The 15777-nt window shown below is 65.9% G+C and carries 12 protein-coding genes and 1 pseudogene; 7 read left to right on the top strand and 6 right to left on the bottom strand.

Annotated features, from left to right (window positions below; genetic code table 11):
* Window positions 1-160 (bottom strand): annotated as a pseudogene (locus tag ACCC94_RS19805) (sulfite exporter TauE/SafE family protein); the annotation flags it as partial.
* A 54-nt stretch (window positions 161-214) separates the two neighbouring features.
* Window positions 215-2182 (bottom strand): bifunctional tRNA (5-methylaminomethyl-2-thiouridine)(34)-methyltransferase MnmD/FAD-dependent 5-carboxymethylaminomethyl-2-thiouridine(34) oxidoreductase MnmC, encoded by a 1968-nt coding sequence (mnmC, locus tag ACCC94_RS19800; RefSeq protein ID WP_413351238.1) that lies wholly within the window; start codon window positions 2180-2182, stop codon window positions 215-217.
* Between the two features lie 110 nt (window positions 2183-2292).
* Here mnmC and pap point away from each other — a divergent pair, with 110 nt between their 5' ends.
* Window positions 2293-3798, top strand: a complete 1506-nt coding sequence (gene pap / locus ACCC94_RS19795; RefSeq protein WP_413351237.1) for a polyphosphate:AMP phosphotransferase — start codon at window positions 2293-2295, stop codon at window positions 3796-3798.
* Between the two features lie 685 nt (window positions 3799-4483).
* On the opposite strand, the gene lapD is transcribed toward pap, so the two are convergent.
* From lapD to ACCC94_RS19775, 4 genes are all read right to left on the bottom strand, one after another.
* Window positions 4484-6439 carry a cyclic di-GMP receptor LapD gene (gene lapD, locus ACCC94_RS19790; RefSeq protein WP_413351236.1) on the bottom strand — a complete coding sequence of 652 codons (1956 nt, stop codon included), beginning with the start codon at window positions 6437-6439 and terminating at the stop codon, window positions 4484-4486.
* 12 nt (window positions 6440-6451) lie between these two features.
* Window positions 6452-7153 carry a cysteine protease LapG gene (gene lapG / locus ACCC94_RS19785; protein WP_413351234.1) on the bottom strand — a complete coding sequence of 234 codons (702 nt, stop codon included), beginning with the start codon at window positions 7151-7153 and terminating at the stop codon, window positions 6452-6454.
* 222 nt (window positions 7154-7375) lie between these two features.
* Complete coding sequence (locus ACCC94_RS19780; RefSeq protein WP_413351233.1) at window positions 7376-7777, bottom strand: YbaN family protein; 402 nt, start codon at window positions 7775-7777, stop codon at window positions 7376-7378.
* Window positions 7778-7784: 7 nt separating this feature from the next.
* On the bottom strand, window positions 7785-8372 hold the full coding sequence (locus ACCC94_RS19775) for a UPF0149 family protein (protein WP_413351230.1): 588 nt from the start codon (window positions 8370-8372) through the stop codon (window positions 7785-7787).
* 210 nt (window positions 8373-8582) lie between these two features.
* Here ACCC94_RS19775 and recQ point away from each other — a divergent pair, with 210 nt between their 5' ends.
* From recQ to ACCC94_RS19745, 6 genes are all read left to right on the top strand, one after another.
* Window positions 8583-10727: a DNA helicase RecQ gene (gene recQ / locus ACCC94_RS19770; protein ID WP_413351229.1), complete on the top strand. Its 2145-nt coding sequence runs from the start codon at window positions 8583-8585 to the stop codon at window positions 10725-10727.
* A 260-nt stretch (window positions 10728-10987) separates the two neighbouring features.
* Entirely contained in the window at window positions 10988-11263 is a 276-nt protein-coding gene (locus tag ACCC94_RS19765; RefSeq protein ID WP_413351228.1) for a hypothetical protein, read from the top strand.
* 241 nt (window positions 11264-11504) lie between these two features.
* Window positions 11505-12701 carry a diguanylate cyclase domain-containing protein gene (locus ACCC94_RS19760; protein ID WP_413351227.1) on the top strand — a complete coding sequence of 399 codons (1197 nt, stop codon included), beginning with the start codon at window positions 11505-11507 and terminating at the stop codon, window positions 12699-12701.
* Between the two features lie 97 nt (window positions 12702-12798).
* A complete protein-coding gene (locus ACCC94_RS19755; protein WP_413351226.1) occupies window positions 12799-13815 on the top strand; it encodes a DUF2804 domain-containing protein in 1017 nt (338 codons plus the stop codon).
* Window positions 13816-13922: 107 nt separating this feature from the next.
* Entirely contained in the window at window positions 13923-14357 is a 435-nt protein-coding gene (gene slyA, locus ACCC94_RS19750) for a transcriptional regulator SlyA (RefSeq protein WP_413351223.1), read from the top strand.
* Window positions 14358-14652: 295 nt separating this feature from the next.
* Window positions 14653-15720 carry a FimV family protein gene (locus tag ACCC94_RS19745; protein WP_413351222.1) on the top strand — a complete coding sequence of 356 codons (1068 nt, stop codon included), beginning with the start codon at window positions 14653-14655 and terminating at the stop codon, window positions 15718-15720.
* Window positions 15721-15777: the final 57 nt, after the last annotated feature.

Genomic DNA, 15777 nt, shown 5'->3' with positions numbered 1-15777 from the left:
CCTCACCGGCGCCGAGGCTGACGCCGATGGCATCGTGCAGCGGCAGGTGCAGGCTGAGCAGAAGGGGCAGCGCCACCAGCGAGCCGCCGGCGCCGGTGAGGCCCAGCAGCAGGCCCAGGATCAGGCCGATGGCGGAAGATTCGAACAGCAGTGCATCCATGTCGGTGGTCCGCTCTGGAGGCTGGCGCGGTTCGCTCGATGAACCGCGTAATGATCAGGAGTTCTTCTGGCCGCGCACGACGTCGCGCAGGAAGAAACGGTTAGGGTGGCAGGCCTCGGCCACGGCGCGCGGCACGGGCAGCGGCTCGTCGTCGATCCAGGCTGCCAGCAGTTCGCCGGCCAGCGGTGCGGTGACCAGTCCGCGCGAGCCGTGGGCGCTGTTCAGGTACAGGCCGTCGAGCCAGGGGCAGGGCGTCTCCGGCACCTGTCGCGCATCCTTGCCGAGCACCGCGTAAGCCTGGGTGAAGGCGTCGCGGTCCGCCAGCGGCCCCACCAGCGGCAGGTAATCCGGTGTGGTGCAGCGGAAGGCGGCGCGGCCTTGCAGCGTTGCCGGGTCGAGCTCGGCGATGTGCATGCGTGTGGTCAGGTCCGTGGATATTTCCGCCAGCAGCTCGAGGTTGCCCAGGTGTTCCTCCAATGATGGCTCAGTGTCGTCTCGCTTGAATTCGAAACTGGCACCCAGAGTGTGCTCGCCGTGGCGCGGCGGGGCGACGTAGCCTTCGGCGCAGACCACGGTACTCAGCGCGGCGCTCTCGGCGGTGGCCGGCACGCGGGTGATCTGTCCGCGGATGCGCTTCATCGGCAGCGACCCGGCACCCGGGAAACGGCGTACTTCGGCGGCGGTGGCGAGAATGGCGATGGGCGCGCTGGCGAGCTTTGTCTCGCCGCTCCAGGCGCTCCAGCCCTCGGCGTCGCGTTGCAGGCGGACTTCCTCGCCGGCCAGCACGCGGATGTTCGGATGCTGCGCGAGATGCCGGCACAGCGCGGGCGGATGCACCCAGCCGCCTTCGGGATAGAACAGGCCGCCGGCGGGCAGGCCGACACCGGCGATGGATTCCGCTTCGGCCTTGTCCAGCTGGCGCAGCAAGGTGGCCGGGAAGGCTTCGGCCAGTTTGCCCTGACGCTGGGCTTCGGCCTCATCGAAGCCCAGTTGCAGCACGCCGCAGTCGGACCATTCCTCTCCCTTCTGCAGACGCTGGATCAGCCGCCGCGTGTGGCCGAAGCCGCTGACGATCAGCCGCGACAGTGCCGTGCCGTGCGCGGACAGCTTGAGATAGAGCACGCCCTGTGGGTTGCCCGAGGCTTCTTCGGCGAGGCCGGTGTGCCGCTCGATCAGCGTTACCTGCCAGCCCCGCGCGGCAAGGCTGGCGGCACTGGCGCAACCGGCCATGCCGCCGCCGATCACCAGCGCTTCGCGGGCGCCAGCCTGGCGGGCAGGGCGGGCATACCAGGGTTTCCCCGCCGGCTGTTCGACACCGATGAACTCTCCCTGGGACATCTCCCATTTCTTGCCGAAGCCCAGGGTGCGGCGGATCTTGAAGCCGGCCGCGCCCAGCCCGCGGCGGACGAAGCCGGCGCTGGTGAAGGTGGCAAGGGTCGTACCCGGCCCCGATAGGCGGGCGAGTTGGGCGTAGAGCGCGTCGTTCCACATCTGCGGGTTCTTCGCCGGGGAAAAGCCGTCGAGGAACCAGGCGTCGATGCGCGCATCCAGCTCCGGCAGGGTCTCCAGTACGTCGCCCACCAGCAGGGTCAGCACCACGCGGCCCTCGGCGAAGACCAGACGCTGGAAGCCGGGGTTGATCGCCACATACTGCTCCAGCACCTGCGCCGACAGAGGCGCGAGCTCCGGCCAGAGGGCGAAGGCGCGGCGCAGGTCTTCCGGCGTCACCGGGTACTTCTCGGTGGTGACGAAGTGCAGCCGCGCATCACTCGGCGCCCGCTCTTCGAACAGCTGCCAGGCGCAGAGGAAGTTCAGCCCGGTGCCGAAACCGGTCTCGCCGATGCACAGGCGCCCGCCGGCAGGCAGCGCGGCGAAGCGTTCGGCCAGGCGGTTGCCGTCGATGAACACGTGGTGCGTCTCGGCGATGCCCGAGTCGCGGGAGAAGTACACGTCGCCGTAGACGCGGGAAGTGGGCTGGCCGTTCTCGTCCCAGTCGATCTGGGCGCTGCTGATGTCTGGCATGAAGGAGGGCAGGGCAGGGAAACGAAGGCGGCAGTTTAGCCGATCCGTCGCGCAGACAGCCTGCGTCACTTCCGCTACCTTTCTATGCACTTCGCATCAAGGAGAGCTGCATGTTCGAATCCGCCGAGATCGGTCATTCCATCGACAAGGAAACCTACGAGAAGGAGGTCGCGGTGCTGCGCGAGGCCCTGCTCGAGGCGCAGTACGAGCTCAAGCAGCAGGCGCGCTTCCCGGTCATCGTCCTGATCAACGGCATCGAGGGCGCCGGCAAGGGCGAGACGGTGAAGCTGCTCAACGAATGGATGGACCCGCGGCTGATCCGCGTCGAGAGCTTCCTCCTGCCCACCGACGAGGAACTCTCGCGGCCGCCGCAGTGGCGCTTCTGGCGTCGCCTGCCGCCCAAGGGCACGACCGGCATCTTCTTCGGCAACTGGTACAGCCAGATGCTCTATGCGCGCGTCACCGGCGAGATCAAGGACAGCCAGCTCGACGGTCTGATCAACGACGCCGAGCGCTTCGAGCGTATGTACTCCGACGAAGGCGCGCTGATCTTCAAGTTCTGGTTCCACCTTTCCAAGAAGCAGCTCAAGGAGCGCCTCAAGGCGCTGGAGAACGACCCGACCCGCAGCTGGCAGCTGAGCGAGATCGACTGGAAGCAGAACGAGGTCTACGACAAGTTCGTGCGCTACGGCGAGCGCGTGCTGCGCCGTACCAGCCGCGACTATGCGCCCTGGTACGTGGTGGAGGGCTCCGATGAGCGCTACCGCAGCCTGACGGTCGGCCGCACCATCCTCGAGAGCCTGCAGGCCGCGCTCAAGCGCAAGGACCGCCCGACCCCGCAGCCGCACGCTGCGCCGCTGGTATCCAGCCTGGACAACAAGGGCCTGCTGGATGCGCTGGACCTGAGCCTGTCGCTGGACAAGGACCAGTACAAGGCGCAACTGGCGAAGGAACAGGCACGCCTGGCCACGCTGATGCGCGATAAGCGCTTTCGCAGCCATTCGCTGATCGCCGTGTTCGAGGGCAACGACGCCGCCGGCAAGGGTGGCGCCATCCGCCGTGTGACCGACGCGCTGGACCCGCGCCAGTACCGCATCGTGCCGATTGCCGCGCCCACCGAGGAGGAGCGTGCGCAGCCTTACCTGTGGCGTTTCTGGCGGCACATCCCGGCGCGCCGGCAGTTCACCATCTTCGACCGCTCCTGGTACGGCCGCGTGCTGGTGGAGCGGGTCGAGGGCTTTGCCTCGGACGCCGACTGGCTGCGTGCCTATGCGGAGATCAATGATTTCGAGGAGCAGCTGTCGGACTACGGCATCGTGCTGGTGAAGTTCTGGTTGTCGATTGACCAGGAAACCCAGCTGGAGCGTTTCAAGGAGCGCGAGTCGATTGCCTTCAAGCGCTTCAAGATCACCGAGGAAGACTGGCGCAACCGTGACAAGTGGGACCAGTACGTGGACGCGGTGGGCGACATGGTCGACCGCACCAGCACCGAGATCGCGCCCTGGACGCTGGTGGAGGCCAACGACAAGCGCTATGCGCGGGTGAAGGTGCTCAGGACCATCAACGATGCGCTGGAGGCGGCTTACGCCAGTGCGAAGAAGGGCAAGAAGGACTGAGGCGTCCGGTTCTGGGTAGGAGCGAGCTTGCTCGCGAACCTGATATTGCGGCGGTCTTACCGATTATTCCGGCAACCATGAGTTCCGACGCGATGGATTTCGCGGACAAGGTCCGCTCCTACGGAGGTAACACTTCACGCTTTCGCTTTTGATCCTGCTTTGGGATTTCCAGAAGAATATCCGCACGCTCCGGAGTACAGGCCAGCTCCGGCGTTTCAGCTTTCGTAGGAGCGGACTTTGTCCGCGATAGGTTGCTTCGGGATGGGTATTGGTGCGCCGCTTCGGCGTACGCGCAGGCCTCTGGTTTCGCCCCCTCGGGCGACCTACTTTGGCAAACGACCCAAATTAGGCAAAGGTCTTGCCCCCGGACATCCGGTTTTTCGCCTAGGCGAAAAATTCCCTCGTTGAAACGAAGTTTCAGGGGCCCGAACTAGGCGTCCCCCCACGAAGGGCCATCCCTGGCCCATCGTGGCTCTCGCGACATCCATGTCGCTCAACCCCTGAAACTCCGCTTCAACGAGGCCTCCTGAACGGGGCATTCGGAGTGCACGGATATTTCCCTGGAATTCCCCTGTAGGAGCGGACCTTGTCCGCGAAATCCATCGCGGCGGAAACCATTGTTGCCGGGAGAATCTCAAACCATGCGCTCTCTGATGGCAGCAGGCCACGTCCGCAATCCGTTGCTCTACGCCCCATTTCGCTGCGACGGCTTCGGCGCCCCGACCAGCCGGCCCATCGCCCCGGCAATCCCCATCTCCCTCAGGACCGCCAATTCGCCCTCGGTCTCCACCATCTCCGCAATCAGCGGCAGGTCGATGCTGTTGGACGCGCGGTACATGGCCTCGATGAACAGGCGCTTGTCGTTGTCCTGATCGATGGCGCGGATGTAGCTGCCATCGATCTTCAGGTACGCCAGCCCCAGGCGGGTCAGGTTGCCGATCAGGCTGAAGCGTCCGCCGAAGTGCTGCAGGCCCAGCTTGGCGCCGACCTCCTGCACCGACTGGGCGAGCCTCTCCAGTTCGGCAGGTGGCGGCAGGTAGCGTTCGTCCACTTCCAGGGTCATCAGCCGCGCTTCCTGCGGGTGCGTGCGCAGGGTCTCGAACAGCTGGCGCAGCGGCTCGGCGCTGCGCACGGTCTCCGCTGACAGCGACAGGGCCAGCGGGCCCGGTTGCTGGGCGAGGTGGGCGAGGGCATGTTCGAGCATCGCCAGGTCGAAGCGTGCGGACCAGCCGAAACGCTCGATCCAGGGCAGGAACTGCCCGGCCGCGACCGCCTCGCCCTTGGGATCGAGCAGCCGCGCGAGGACCTTCTGATGCAGCAGTTCGCCGTTCTCGGCGCAGGCGCGCACGGGTTGGAACCACAGCTGCAGCTTGCCTTTCTGCAGGGCGTCGTCGAGCCATTCACGCCAGGCGCGGGAGTCCTGTGCGGGTTGGCCGCCGGAGCTGTCCAGGCGTTGCCAGGGGCGGTCCGGCGAGGATTGCGACTGCGCCAGCGCCTGGTCCGCGCGGGACAGCACGCTGGCCGCTGATTCGCCGGGACGGAAGGCCGCCAGCCCCAGATGCGCCACCGGTTTGCAGTCGCTGGCACCGGTGCCGCGCAGGTTTTCCAGGGCGGCGCTGAGCTGGTCGGCCAGCAGTTCGGCGCTGGCGCTGTCGACGCCGGGGGCGAGCAGGGTGAATTCGCCGCCACGGCTTCGGGCGGCCAGCCAGTCCGGAGTGCCGTGCTGCTCGCGCTCACGTTCCAGCAACTCGGCGACATCGCGGATCAGCGCGTCGGTGCGCTGCCCGCCCAGGCGCTGGTTGAGCCCGGCCAGATCGTTCAGGCGCAGCAGCAGCAAATAGCCGGCGGCGTTCTGTTCGCTGGGGGACAGCTGCGCATCCAGCCGTGCGTCGAACAGGCGGCGGTTGGCCAGGCCCGAGAGGCTGTCCTGGTAGGCCTCCTCGCGCAGTTTCTCGCTGCGGGTGGCTTCCTCGGCGAACAGCGCCTTGAGCTTGTCGACCATCTGGTTCATCGCCTGCACCACGCGCTTGAGCTCCGGGGTGCGCGGCTCCCTGGGCAGGGTGAGGAACTCGCGGCGGGTGATGGCATGGGCCTGCTGCACCATCTGGTCCAGCGGTTTCAACTGGGTGCGCAGCAGCCAGCCGCCGAGGATGGCGCTGACCAGCCCGCAGGCCAGCAGCCAGGCAAGGCTGCCCAGCGCACCGTCCCACAGCTTGGCCAGGGCGAACTGCGGATGGCTGACCACCTCGACCCGCGCGGCCTGCTCCCAGCCACGCATGATCAGGGCGTCGCCGCCCTGGGCCTTGAGGTTGACCAGCCGGGCGAACCAGCCCGGCACCTTCTGGTCCTGGGTGTCGCTGTCGCGCTCGACTATCACCTTGCCCTCGGGAATGCTCACTACGCGGATGGTGGCGAAGTAGCCGGAATCGAAGATCGAGCTGACCATCAGCTCGATCATCGCCGGGTCATCCACATGCGGGGTGAGCGATAGCCCCAACGCGGTGGCGGCATCCTGGGCGTGGGAGCGCAACTGGCTGATCATCTGCTCGCGGGAGCTTTCCAGGCTGGCGGCGAAGCTGCCGGCGAAGGCCACCACGAGGAACAGGCAGATCGCCAGGAACAGTTGCTTGAGCAATGACATGCCGGTTTTCTCCTATCGCGTCTCGTCGAGGTCCAGGCCCTCGGCGCGCATCTTGGTCAACAGGTCCTGCCAGCGCGACAGCTTCTTGCTGTCGCCGGTGCGCTTGCCGCCGCCGGGGCCGGGCAGCCACAGCCCCTCGGCGTTGAAGGCGTAGACGGGCAGGAGGTCCTTGCGCTGGGAGGCGGGCTTGATCTGCGGGATCAGATTGTCCAGCACCAGCGGCTCGGCAGTGGGGGAGGCGTAGTAGGTGAGCACCATGTGCGCCTGGTTCTGCTGCAGCGCCTTGACGTAGGTGATGCGCAGCTTGTCGCTGGCGACGCCCAGGCGGCGCAGGGTGACGAACTTGGCGATGGAGTAGTCCTCGCAGTCGCCGGCGCCCTTGTAGAGGGATTCCACCGGGGTCGCCCAGTAGTCCTCCTGGTGCCAGACGGTGCGGTCGTCGGTGAACACCAGGGCGCCGTTGAAGAAGGCGTTGACTGCCTTGAGCTTGGCGGGCTCGTCGAGGTTCTCGCTGTCCTGGATCAGCCGTCCCCAGGACTGGATCCGGCCCTTGCCGGTGCCCAGGTCGCCATATTGCTGCTCGGCGTTCTTCAGGATGGTGTCGAAGTTCCAGGCGGCGCCGGCGGTCAGCGCGAGGAGGGCGAGCAGCAGCACACCGGCCCGCAGACGCAGCGGGCTGGCGAACAGCCTGAGGGCTCCTCGGGGTGGCTGCATCGCCAGCGCTCCATGTGGGATGAGTGCAGTCTAGGCGGTCTTCTGGAACTTGCGCTGGCGTATCGCCACTGGGTGCAGGGCCGCGAAGGGAGAGGGGGCCGTACGGCGTGTCGGGCAGCAACCGAGTCAGCAGGAAAATGCCTGGCTTTCAGGCCACTCCAGACAATCCCCTCTCCCTTCAGGGAGAGGGTTAGGGAGAGGGTGCTTGCCTAGGCAGAAGAGTCACTTCAACCGACGTGTTTTCATTCGGATCAAATAGATGCTCACCAGCGTCGCACTGGTCAGCATGAACGCCCAGGCCCAGGGCCGCTGCACCAGGAAGCCGGAAATCAGGATGCTGCCCCACATCAGCCCGATGGCGTAGACCTTGCCCTTGAGCGGGATACCTTCGCCGTCCAGATAGTCGCGAATCCAGGGGCCAAGTTTCGGGTGGTTCACCAGCCAGTCGTAGAAGCGCTGGGAGCTGCGCATGAAGCAGGCGGCGGCGAGCAGGAGGAAGGGCGTGGTGGGCAGGACCGGAAGGAAGATGCCGATCACGCCCAGTGCCACGCTTAGCCAGCCGACGCCGAGCAGGCAGTAGCGAACCCAGGCGTGGCGGCTCTGGCGGATTTCCCGCGAAGACATCGAACGTTTAGTGAGTGCGCGGCTTCAGCAGCGCGGGCTTCTCTTCCGGCGCCTGGCACAGTAGGAACAGGTTGGTCAGCAGCTCGGGGATCTGCGCAACCATGTCGTCCACCAGGCCGCGGTCGCGGGCGATCTCGTCGAACTCGGGCTGTTCGTCGAACAGGCCGGAACCGACCATGATCGGCAGCAGCAGCTCGCTGACTTCTTCTTCGGCCTGCTCGAACCACACCGCTTCACGCAGGAACACGCCTTCCATGAAGCCGATGCACCAGCCGCGGATGTCGGAGTCGTCCGGCTCGTCGCCCAGGTAGGGCTCGCAGGGCAGCTCCAGTTCCTCGTCGCCGGCCATCTGGCGAATGATGTGCGCCTTGAGCTGGACCAGGGTGGACTCGATCTCGCTGCGCTCTTCCTCGCTGCGGTAGTGCGGCGGCTCGGCGAACAGGGCGTCGATCCACTCGCGCTCCGGCACGTCCTCCGGGCAGATCGCCAGGGCGGTCAGGTAGCCGTGTGCCGCCACGTAATCCAAGGCTTCCTCGTGCAGGTCATCGGCATCGAGAAAGGCTTGCAGGCGGGACAATTGGTCGGCGAAGGACATCGGGTACTACCTCGGAGGTGATCGGTCCCGAATTGTAGTCTTTCCGCCGGCCCGCGGCAAAAGCCAAATGCCCGTGCAGCCCGCGCCGACGCAGGGCTCCGACGCGGAGCTCGGACGCATGTGGCGGATTTTTCCGCAGTTTCCCGGACAAGGTGCCGGTCGCGGGGCGGATCGCTTGCGTATAATGCGCGGCTTCATTCGGAGTCCCCCATGCTCGATCAGGCCCTGCGCATCCTCAAAGACGTTTTCGGTTACGACGCCTTCCGCGGCAATCAGGCGCGGATCATCGAGCGCGTGGCCAGCGGCGGCGATGCGCTGGTGCTGATGCCCACCGGCGGCGGCAAGTCCCTTTGCTTCCAGGTCCCGGCGCTGCTGCGCGAAGGTCTGACCGTGGTGGTATCGCCGCTGATCGCGCTGATGGAGGACCAGGTCGCCACGCTGGAAGAGCTGGGCGTGCCGGTCGCGGCGCTGAACTCCTCGCTGAGCCCCGACGCCCAGCGCGAGATCGCCGACCGCCTGCAGCGCGGCGAGATCAAGCTGCTCTACCTCGCCCCGGAACGCCTGGTGCAGCCGCGCATGCTGGCCTTCCTGCAGCGCCTGCAGATCGGCCTGTTCGCCATCGACGAAGCGCACTGCGTGTCGCAATGGGGCCACGACTTCCGTCCCGAATACCTGCAGCTGGGCCAGCTCGCCGAGCTGTTCCCGCACGTGCCGCGCATCGCCCTGACCGCCACGGCGGACATGCGCACGCGCGAGGAAATGATCCAGCGCCTGCACCTGCAGGACGCCGAGCAGTTCCTCTCCAGCTTCGATCGGCCGAACATCTTCTACCGCATCGTACCCAAGGAGCAGCCGCGCAAGCAGTTGCTGGGGTTCCTCGCCGAACGCCGCGGCGACGCCGGCATCGTCTACTGCATGTCGCGCAAGAAGGTCGAGGAGGTCGCCGAGTTCCTCTCCAATCAAGGCTTCCCGGCGCTGCCTTACCACGCCGGGCTGGCCAACGACCTGCGGGCCTACCACCAGAAGCGCTTCCTCAACGAGGAAGGGCTGATCATGGTCGCCACCATCGCCTTCGGCATGGGCATCGACAAACCCAACGTGCGCTTCGTCGCGCACCTGGACCTGCCCAAGAGCCTGGAGGCGTACTACCAGGAAACCGGCCGCGCCGGTCGTGACGGCCTGCCCGCCGACGCCTGGATGGCCTACGGCCTGCAGGACGTGCTGCTGCTGCGGCAGATGATGCAGAACTCCGAGGGCGACGAGCGCCACAAGCGCGTCGAGCGGCACAAGCTCGAAGCCATGCTGGCGCTGTGCGAGGAGACCCGCTGCCGCCGCCAGGCGCTGCTGGCCTACTTCGACGAAGTGATGCCCAACCCCTGCGGCCACTGCGACATCTGCGTCGATGGCGTGGAAACCTGGGACGCCACCGAGCCCGCGCGCCAGGCCCTTTCGGCGATCTACCGCAGCGGCCAGCGCTACGGCGTCGGTCACCTGGTGGACGTGCTGCTGGGCAAGGACAACGAGAAGGTCCGCAGCGCCGGTCACCAGCACCTCGCGGTGTTCGGCATCGGCAAATCCCGCGGTGAGGACGAGTGGCGCACGCTGTTCCGCCAACTGGTCGCCCGCGGCTTCGCCGACGTGGACGTCGACGGCTTCAACGGCCTGCGCCTGACCGAAGCCTGCCGCCCGCTATTGCGCGGCGAGGAAACGCTGGCCCTGCGCCGCGATCCCAAGCCGCAGCGCAGCAAGTCTTCCTCTTCCGGCGGGGCCAGCCCGGCCAGCCAACTGGTGCGCCAGGAAGAACGCGAAATGTGGGAAGCCCTGCGCACGTTGCGGCGCAAGCTGGCCGAGGAGCATTCGGTGCCGCCCTACGTCATCTTCCCCGACGCCACGCTGCTGGAAATGCTGCGCAGCCAGCCCACCACGCTGTCCGCCATGGCCCAGGTCAGCGGCGTCGGCGCGCGCAAGCTGGAGCGCTACGGCCAGGCCTTCCTCGATGTGCTGACCGAGTCGGACAAGGCGCCGGACACCCCGGCCCCGGTCACCGACCTGCGCCATGAACTGGTGACCCTGGCCCGCGCCGGCATGACGCCCGCGCAGATCGCCCGCCAGCTCGATTGCAGCGAGAAGAATGTCTACAGCCTGCTGGCCGAGGCCATCGGCCGCCAGCAGCTGAGCCTGGAACAGGCGCTGGACCTGCCCGAAGAACTGCTCGGTGAAGTCCAGGACGCCTTCCTCGACGAGGACGGCGAACTGCCTCCGGTGAGCGCCATCGCCGAGCTGTTCGAAGGTCGCGTGCCGCTGGGCGTCCTGCATTGCGTGCGCGCCGCCCTGCAGGCCGAACTCGAGGTCTGACCGGCGAGCAACTTACGTCGCGGGGCATGGCGGATAACCCGTTCCGGGTTATGCGCCCTACGGAATTGATCGCGCCGGCGCTAGGTAGGGTGCATAACGCCAACGGCGTTATCCACCAAGATGGCTGCGGAGAAGCAGTTCCGGCTCAGGCGCGTCACGACGCCGACATACGGCGTTACAGATGAAATATCAATGTGCCAGCAACGGCGCACTCTTTCACCAGTCCTATCTGCCAGTACGGATCACTTTCGGAGTGACAGATGGCGAGCTGGGTGCGGGTAGTGGCGGGGCTGCTGGTCGTCGGGCAACTCAGCGGATGCGCCAGTGGTGGCGGGCTTTCCGAGAACGGCAAGAGCGCCCTTATCGGTGTCGCGGCAGTGGCTGCGTTGGCGGCCATGGTCGTGCTATCCAAAGACCGTGACGACGATGACGATTATCGCAATGGCTACCGCCGCGACTATCGGGATTCCGGGAACTATCGCTATGGGCGTGACAGCCGGGGCTATGACCGGCGCTCCCCGAACTATTGCCCTTGAGGTGCATTGCACAGGGTAAATCCATCGTCCGGATCGCCGGCCGATCTGGTCGGTTGGCAACTTCGTAGGAGCGGACTCTGTCCGCGATCGTTTCATCGTCGCTTCTTTCGACCAGGGAGTTGGGCCGGGCCATCGCGGACGGAGTCCGCTCCTACGACGAGAACGAGGCGATCGCGGAAGCGTCCCGTCATTTTCGTGACGGGGTAAAACGACAAACTTGTGACGCACGTCCCGAAAGGCTATGGTGGCACTTAGACCTCCACGAGAAGAGGTGAACGTGCCACAACAACAAAGCTGGCTGGACGACGTCCGCTCCAATGCCTATGCCGAACAGCTCTCCCGAGGCTTTCGCCGCCTGCGTTTCGAACCCGACCTCGAGGCCCAGTACCGTCATTACCTGCTCGAAGACAGCTTCGATCTCAAGCGCACTGCGCTGACCATCGGCGTGCTGATCTGGCTGGCGCTGGCGGCCATCGATTTCCTCCTCATCCGTGGACCGGAACACTGGCAGATGCTCGCCGTGCGCATCGGCGTGCTGGTGCTGCTGAGCGTCTGTGGCGGGCTGATCCTGCAGCGTCGGCATATCCACCTGCTGGTGCCGCTGAGCCTGGCCTGCATCCTCAGCGTCGGCATCGGCGCGGCGGCCGTGGCGGGCATCGCCCATACGGTCGACCAGAGCTATCCCTATGAAGGCCTGCTGCTGGTGAGCATGGCGGCGTATTTCCTGATCGGCCTGCGCTTCATCGAGGCGGTGGGCTGCGCCTTCGTGATCCTGCTGGCCTATGTCGGCTTCGAACTGCATGCCGGTCTGCCGCTGCCCAAGCTGATCAGCAACGTGGTGTTCCTGCTGTTCGGCAACCTGGTCGGCGCGGTGGGCTGCTACCTGCTGGACTACAAGTCGCGCCAGCACTTCCTGATCAGCCGGCTGCTGAAAGTGATGGCCGAGCACGACGCGCTGACCGGCCTGCACAATCGCCGCAGCTTCAATCGCCAACTGGAGCGACTGTGGCGGCAGGCCCAGCGCGAGAGCGTGGGGCTGGCGCTGCTGCTCTGCGATGTCGACCACTTCAAGGCCTACAACGACCGCTACGGCCACCAGGCCGGCGATGGTGTGCTGCAGCGCATCGGCGAGGTGCTGATGTCCTGCGCTCGTCGCCCGCTGGACATGGCGGTGCGCCTGGGCGGCGAGGAGTTCGCCGTGCTGCTCTATGGCGCCAGCGAGCGCGAAGCCAAGGAACGCGCCGAGGTGCTGCGCGAGTCGGTGCAGGCATTGGGCATCGTCCACGAGGGCTCGCTGACCGCAGACGAGGTGACCCTGTCCATCGGCGTGTCCTGCCTGTGGCCGGAAACCGGCAATCCGCTGCGCAGCATCTACGAGCACGCCGACCGCGCGCTTTACGAGGCCAAGGCATTCGGGCGCAACCAGGTGGTGGCCTGATGGCCCATTCGGTCCCCCGCGCTGGCGCGGTGCGTGACTGCGTCCCGCGCAGGGCCGGTGCTAGCATGCCTCGGACTCCGCCACCGAGCCCGCGCCCATGCAGCAGCTGATCCAGCCCAACGGCCAACCGCACTACGGCATCTTTCCCGGCACCCCGGCGACCATCAACCATCGCGACTTCGACTTCCGTTCGCCCATGGGCCGCCGCCTCGGCGCGTTGAGCAAGTGGCGCAGCTTCCACCAGTTCCAGTACTTCGGCCTGATCAGCCCGACGCTGATCGGCGGCTGCGCGCTGGCGGATGTCAGCCTGCTGACCATCGGTTTCGTCTACCTCTACCACCCCGAAAGCGGGCGGATGATCGAGCGCCAGTTCAAGTGCCCGCTGGGCAGGGGCGCGAGCTTCTCGCAGGCGCCCGACGATGGTGTCTGCGAACTGCGCCACGGGCGCAATCTGCTGCGCCTGGAGAACAGTGCTTCGCCCCTGGAGAAGTGTCTTCTCGTCGAACTGGACGATGGCACACGCATCGACGCGCGCTTCAGCGAGGAACAACCGAGCTTCGAACCCATGAGCATTTGCACCCCGGCGGCCGTCAACGGCTGGGTCTACGCGCGCAAGGTGGCCGGCGTGCATTGCGAGGGCGAGGTGCGCAGCGCGCTGGGCAACTACAACCTGCGCGAGCTGGATGCCTATGCGCACCACGACTGGTCAGCCGGCTACATGCGCCGCGAGACCTTCTGGAACTGGGCCTGCCTGTCCGGCGAGGCGCAGGGCCGGCGCGTCGGGCTGAACCTGTCGTGCGGCGTCAACGAGACCAGCTTCACCGAGAACTGCTACTGGCTCGACGGCCAGTTGGTGAAGGTCGACACGGTGCGCTTCGAGTTCGACCGCGACCATCCGCTGGGGCCCTGGACCATCCATTCCTTCGACGGCCAGGTCGAGCTGCGCTTCGAGGCCCACGGCCTGCATCAGGAACGCCTCAACCTCGGGGTGCTGGCGAGCAACTTCAAGCAGATATTCGGACGTTTCACCGGAGTATTGCGGCCGGCGGGGCAGGGCGAGGTGCGCATCGAGAATCTCTGGGGCTTCGTGGAAGACCAGTACGCCAAATGGTGAGGCGGAGCGTCACACCCTGCGACAATCTGTCATTGTACGGGCTTGATTAGCTGGCTAATAATTAGTCAAATCAACTTAGCCGATTCACTTCCGAACTTTGCACAACAATGTCAGACAACGATAAGCACTACTTCGGTACCCAACTGGCCCAGGCTTCGCGTGCCTGGCGGGCCGAACTCGACCGCCGTCTCAGCCACCTTGGCCTGTCCCAGGCGCGCTGGCTGGTGCTGCTGCACCTGGCGCGTCACTCCGCCGCCCCCACGCAACGCGAGCTGGCCCAATCGGTCGGCGTCGAAGGTCCCACCCTGGCGCGCCTGCTCGACGGACTGGAGGCGCAAGGCCTCGTGCGCCGCCAGGCGGTCGCCGAAGACCGTCGCGCCAAACGCATCGCCCTGACCCCCAAGGCAGACGTGCTCATCGCCGATATCGAGAACATCGCGGCAGCGGTTCGCAACGAAGTGCTGACCGGCATTTCCGAGGAAGAAATCACGCTGTGTCAGAAAACGCTCAGTCGAATTCTCGGCAACCTCGAGCGAAACTGAGCAATTCATCACGTTATTCGGGTAAAGTAGCCATTTTTCTGGCGGTCCTTTGCGGGCTCGCTGGCCATTCGCTATCCACCCCTTAACCATTCGCCGGTTTTTCGACGATTTATCTTGACCAAACCCAGCGCACCACCTAATCCGTGATATCAGACGGCCTGTACCCTGCAAGGTACAGAGGGGTGGTGCGTGACGGTCTGCAGTCCGGCATGGCTTCAGGTGTGTGGACAGGTTCAGCCTGCCGCTTTCGAGTGGTCAGGGAATGGCGTGCAGACCCGGACAATGGGATGGGGTTATGGCTCGAATAAATAGAATTCCGCTGACGCTTGCCGCACTTTCGGTGTTTGTCTCCGCTCACGCGAATGCCCTCGGTCTGGGGGATATCACGCTGCATTCCGGGCTGAACCAGCCGCTGGATGCCGAGATCGCGCTGCTGCAGACCGGCGACATGACCTCCGATGAACTCATCGCGAAACTGGCGAGTCCCGCCGACTACGAGAACGCCGGTGTCGACCGTTTCGTGTTCCTGCAGAACCTGCGCTTCACCCCGGTGATCCGCAACGGTCGTGGCTACATCAAGGTGGTGTCCACGCAGCCGGTGCACGAGCCCTACCTGAATTTCCTGATCGCCGTGGAGCGCCCCAACGGCCGGCTGCTGCGCGAGTACACCGTGCTGCTCGATCCGCCGGAGTACAACAGCGCCAATCGCAGCGTGGCCGCCAACCTGAGCGATGGGGCGCCTTCGCGGTCTTCCAACTATCGCCCGGACAATTACCGCCCGGAACCCGTGCGCAGCGCGCCGGCGCAACCGCCGCTGCCGGCGGGCGATGGCCGCTACACCACGGTGCGCAACGACACGCTGTGGAAGATCACCTCGCACCTGAGCGGCTCCGGTGCTTCGCGCGCGCAGCTGATGGACAGCATCGTCGCGCTGAACCCGCAGGCCTTCGTCAACGGTGACCCGCATCGGCTGAAGGTCGGCCAGACGCTGGTCCTGCCGCAGGGCCAGCAGCTTGCCGGAGCCGGCAACAGCGCAGCGCCTGCCGTTCAGCCGGCTGTCGAGCAGCCGGCCAGCAACGCGCCGGCAGCCGCTGCGGCCGACGCCCAGACGCAAGTCCAGGGCAGTGCTGCTGCTCCGGCGGCGCAGGGCGGTGACGCCAACTTCGCCAAGGTAGAGGCCGACCTGCTCCTCGCCAATGCCCAGCGCGACCAGATGAACCAGCGCATGGACGCTCTGCAGAAGCAACTGGAATCGCTCCAGCAGGCCCTGCAGAGTCGCGACCAGCAGGTGCAGTCGCTGCAGGCCGAACTGAATCGTCGCCAGGGCGCGGACGCCTCGGGCCAGTCTCTTAAAAACAACTGACCCAGCCGACCAATAGAAAAGGGTATAAATCGGGGGGGGCCGGATCAATAAAAAAAA

It is taken from the genome of Pseudomonas sp. Pseusp97 (assembly GCF_047304025.1).
Lineage (GTDB): Bacteria > Pseudomonadota > Gammaproteobacteria > Pseudomonadales > Pseudomonadaceae > Pseudomonas.
Note: the sequence above shows the minus strand (reverse complement) of the source record. Positions and strands in the feature narration are given on the sequence as shown.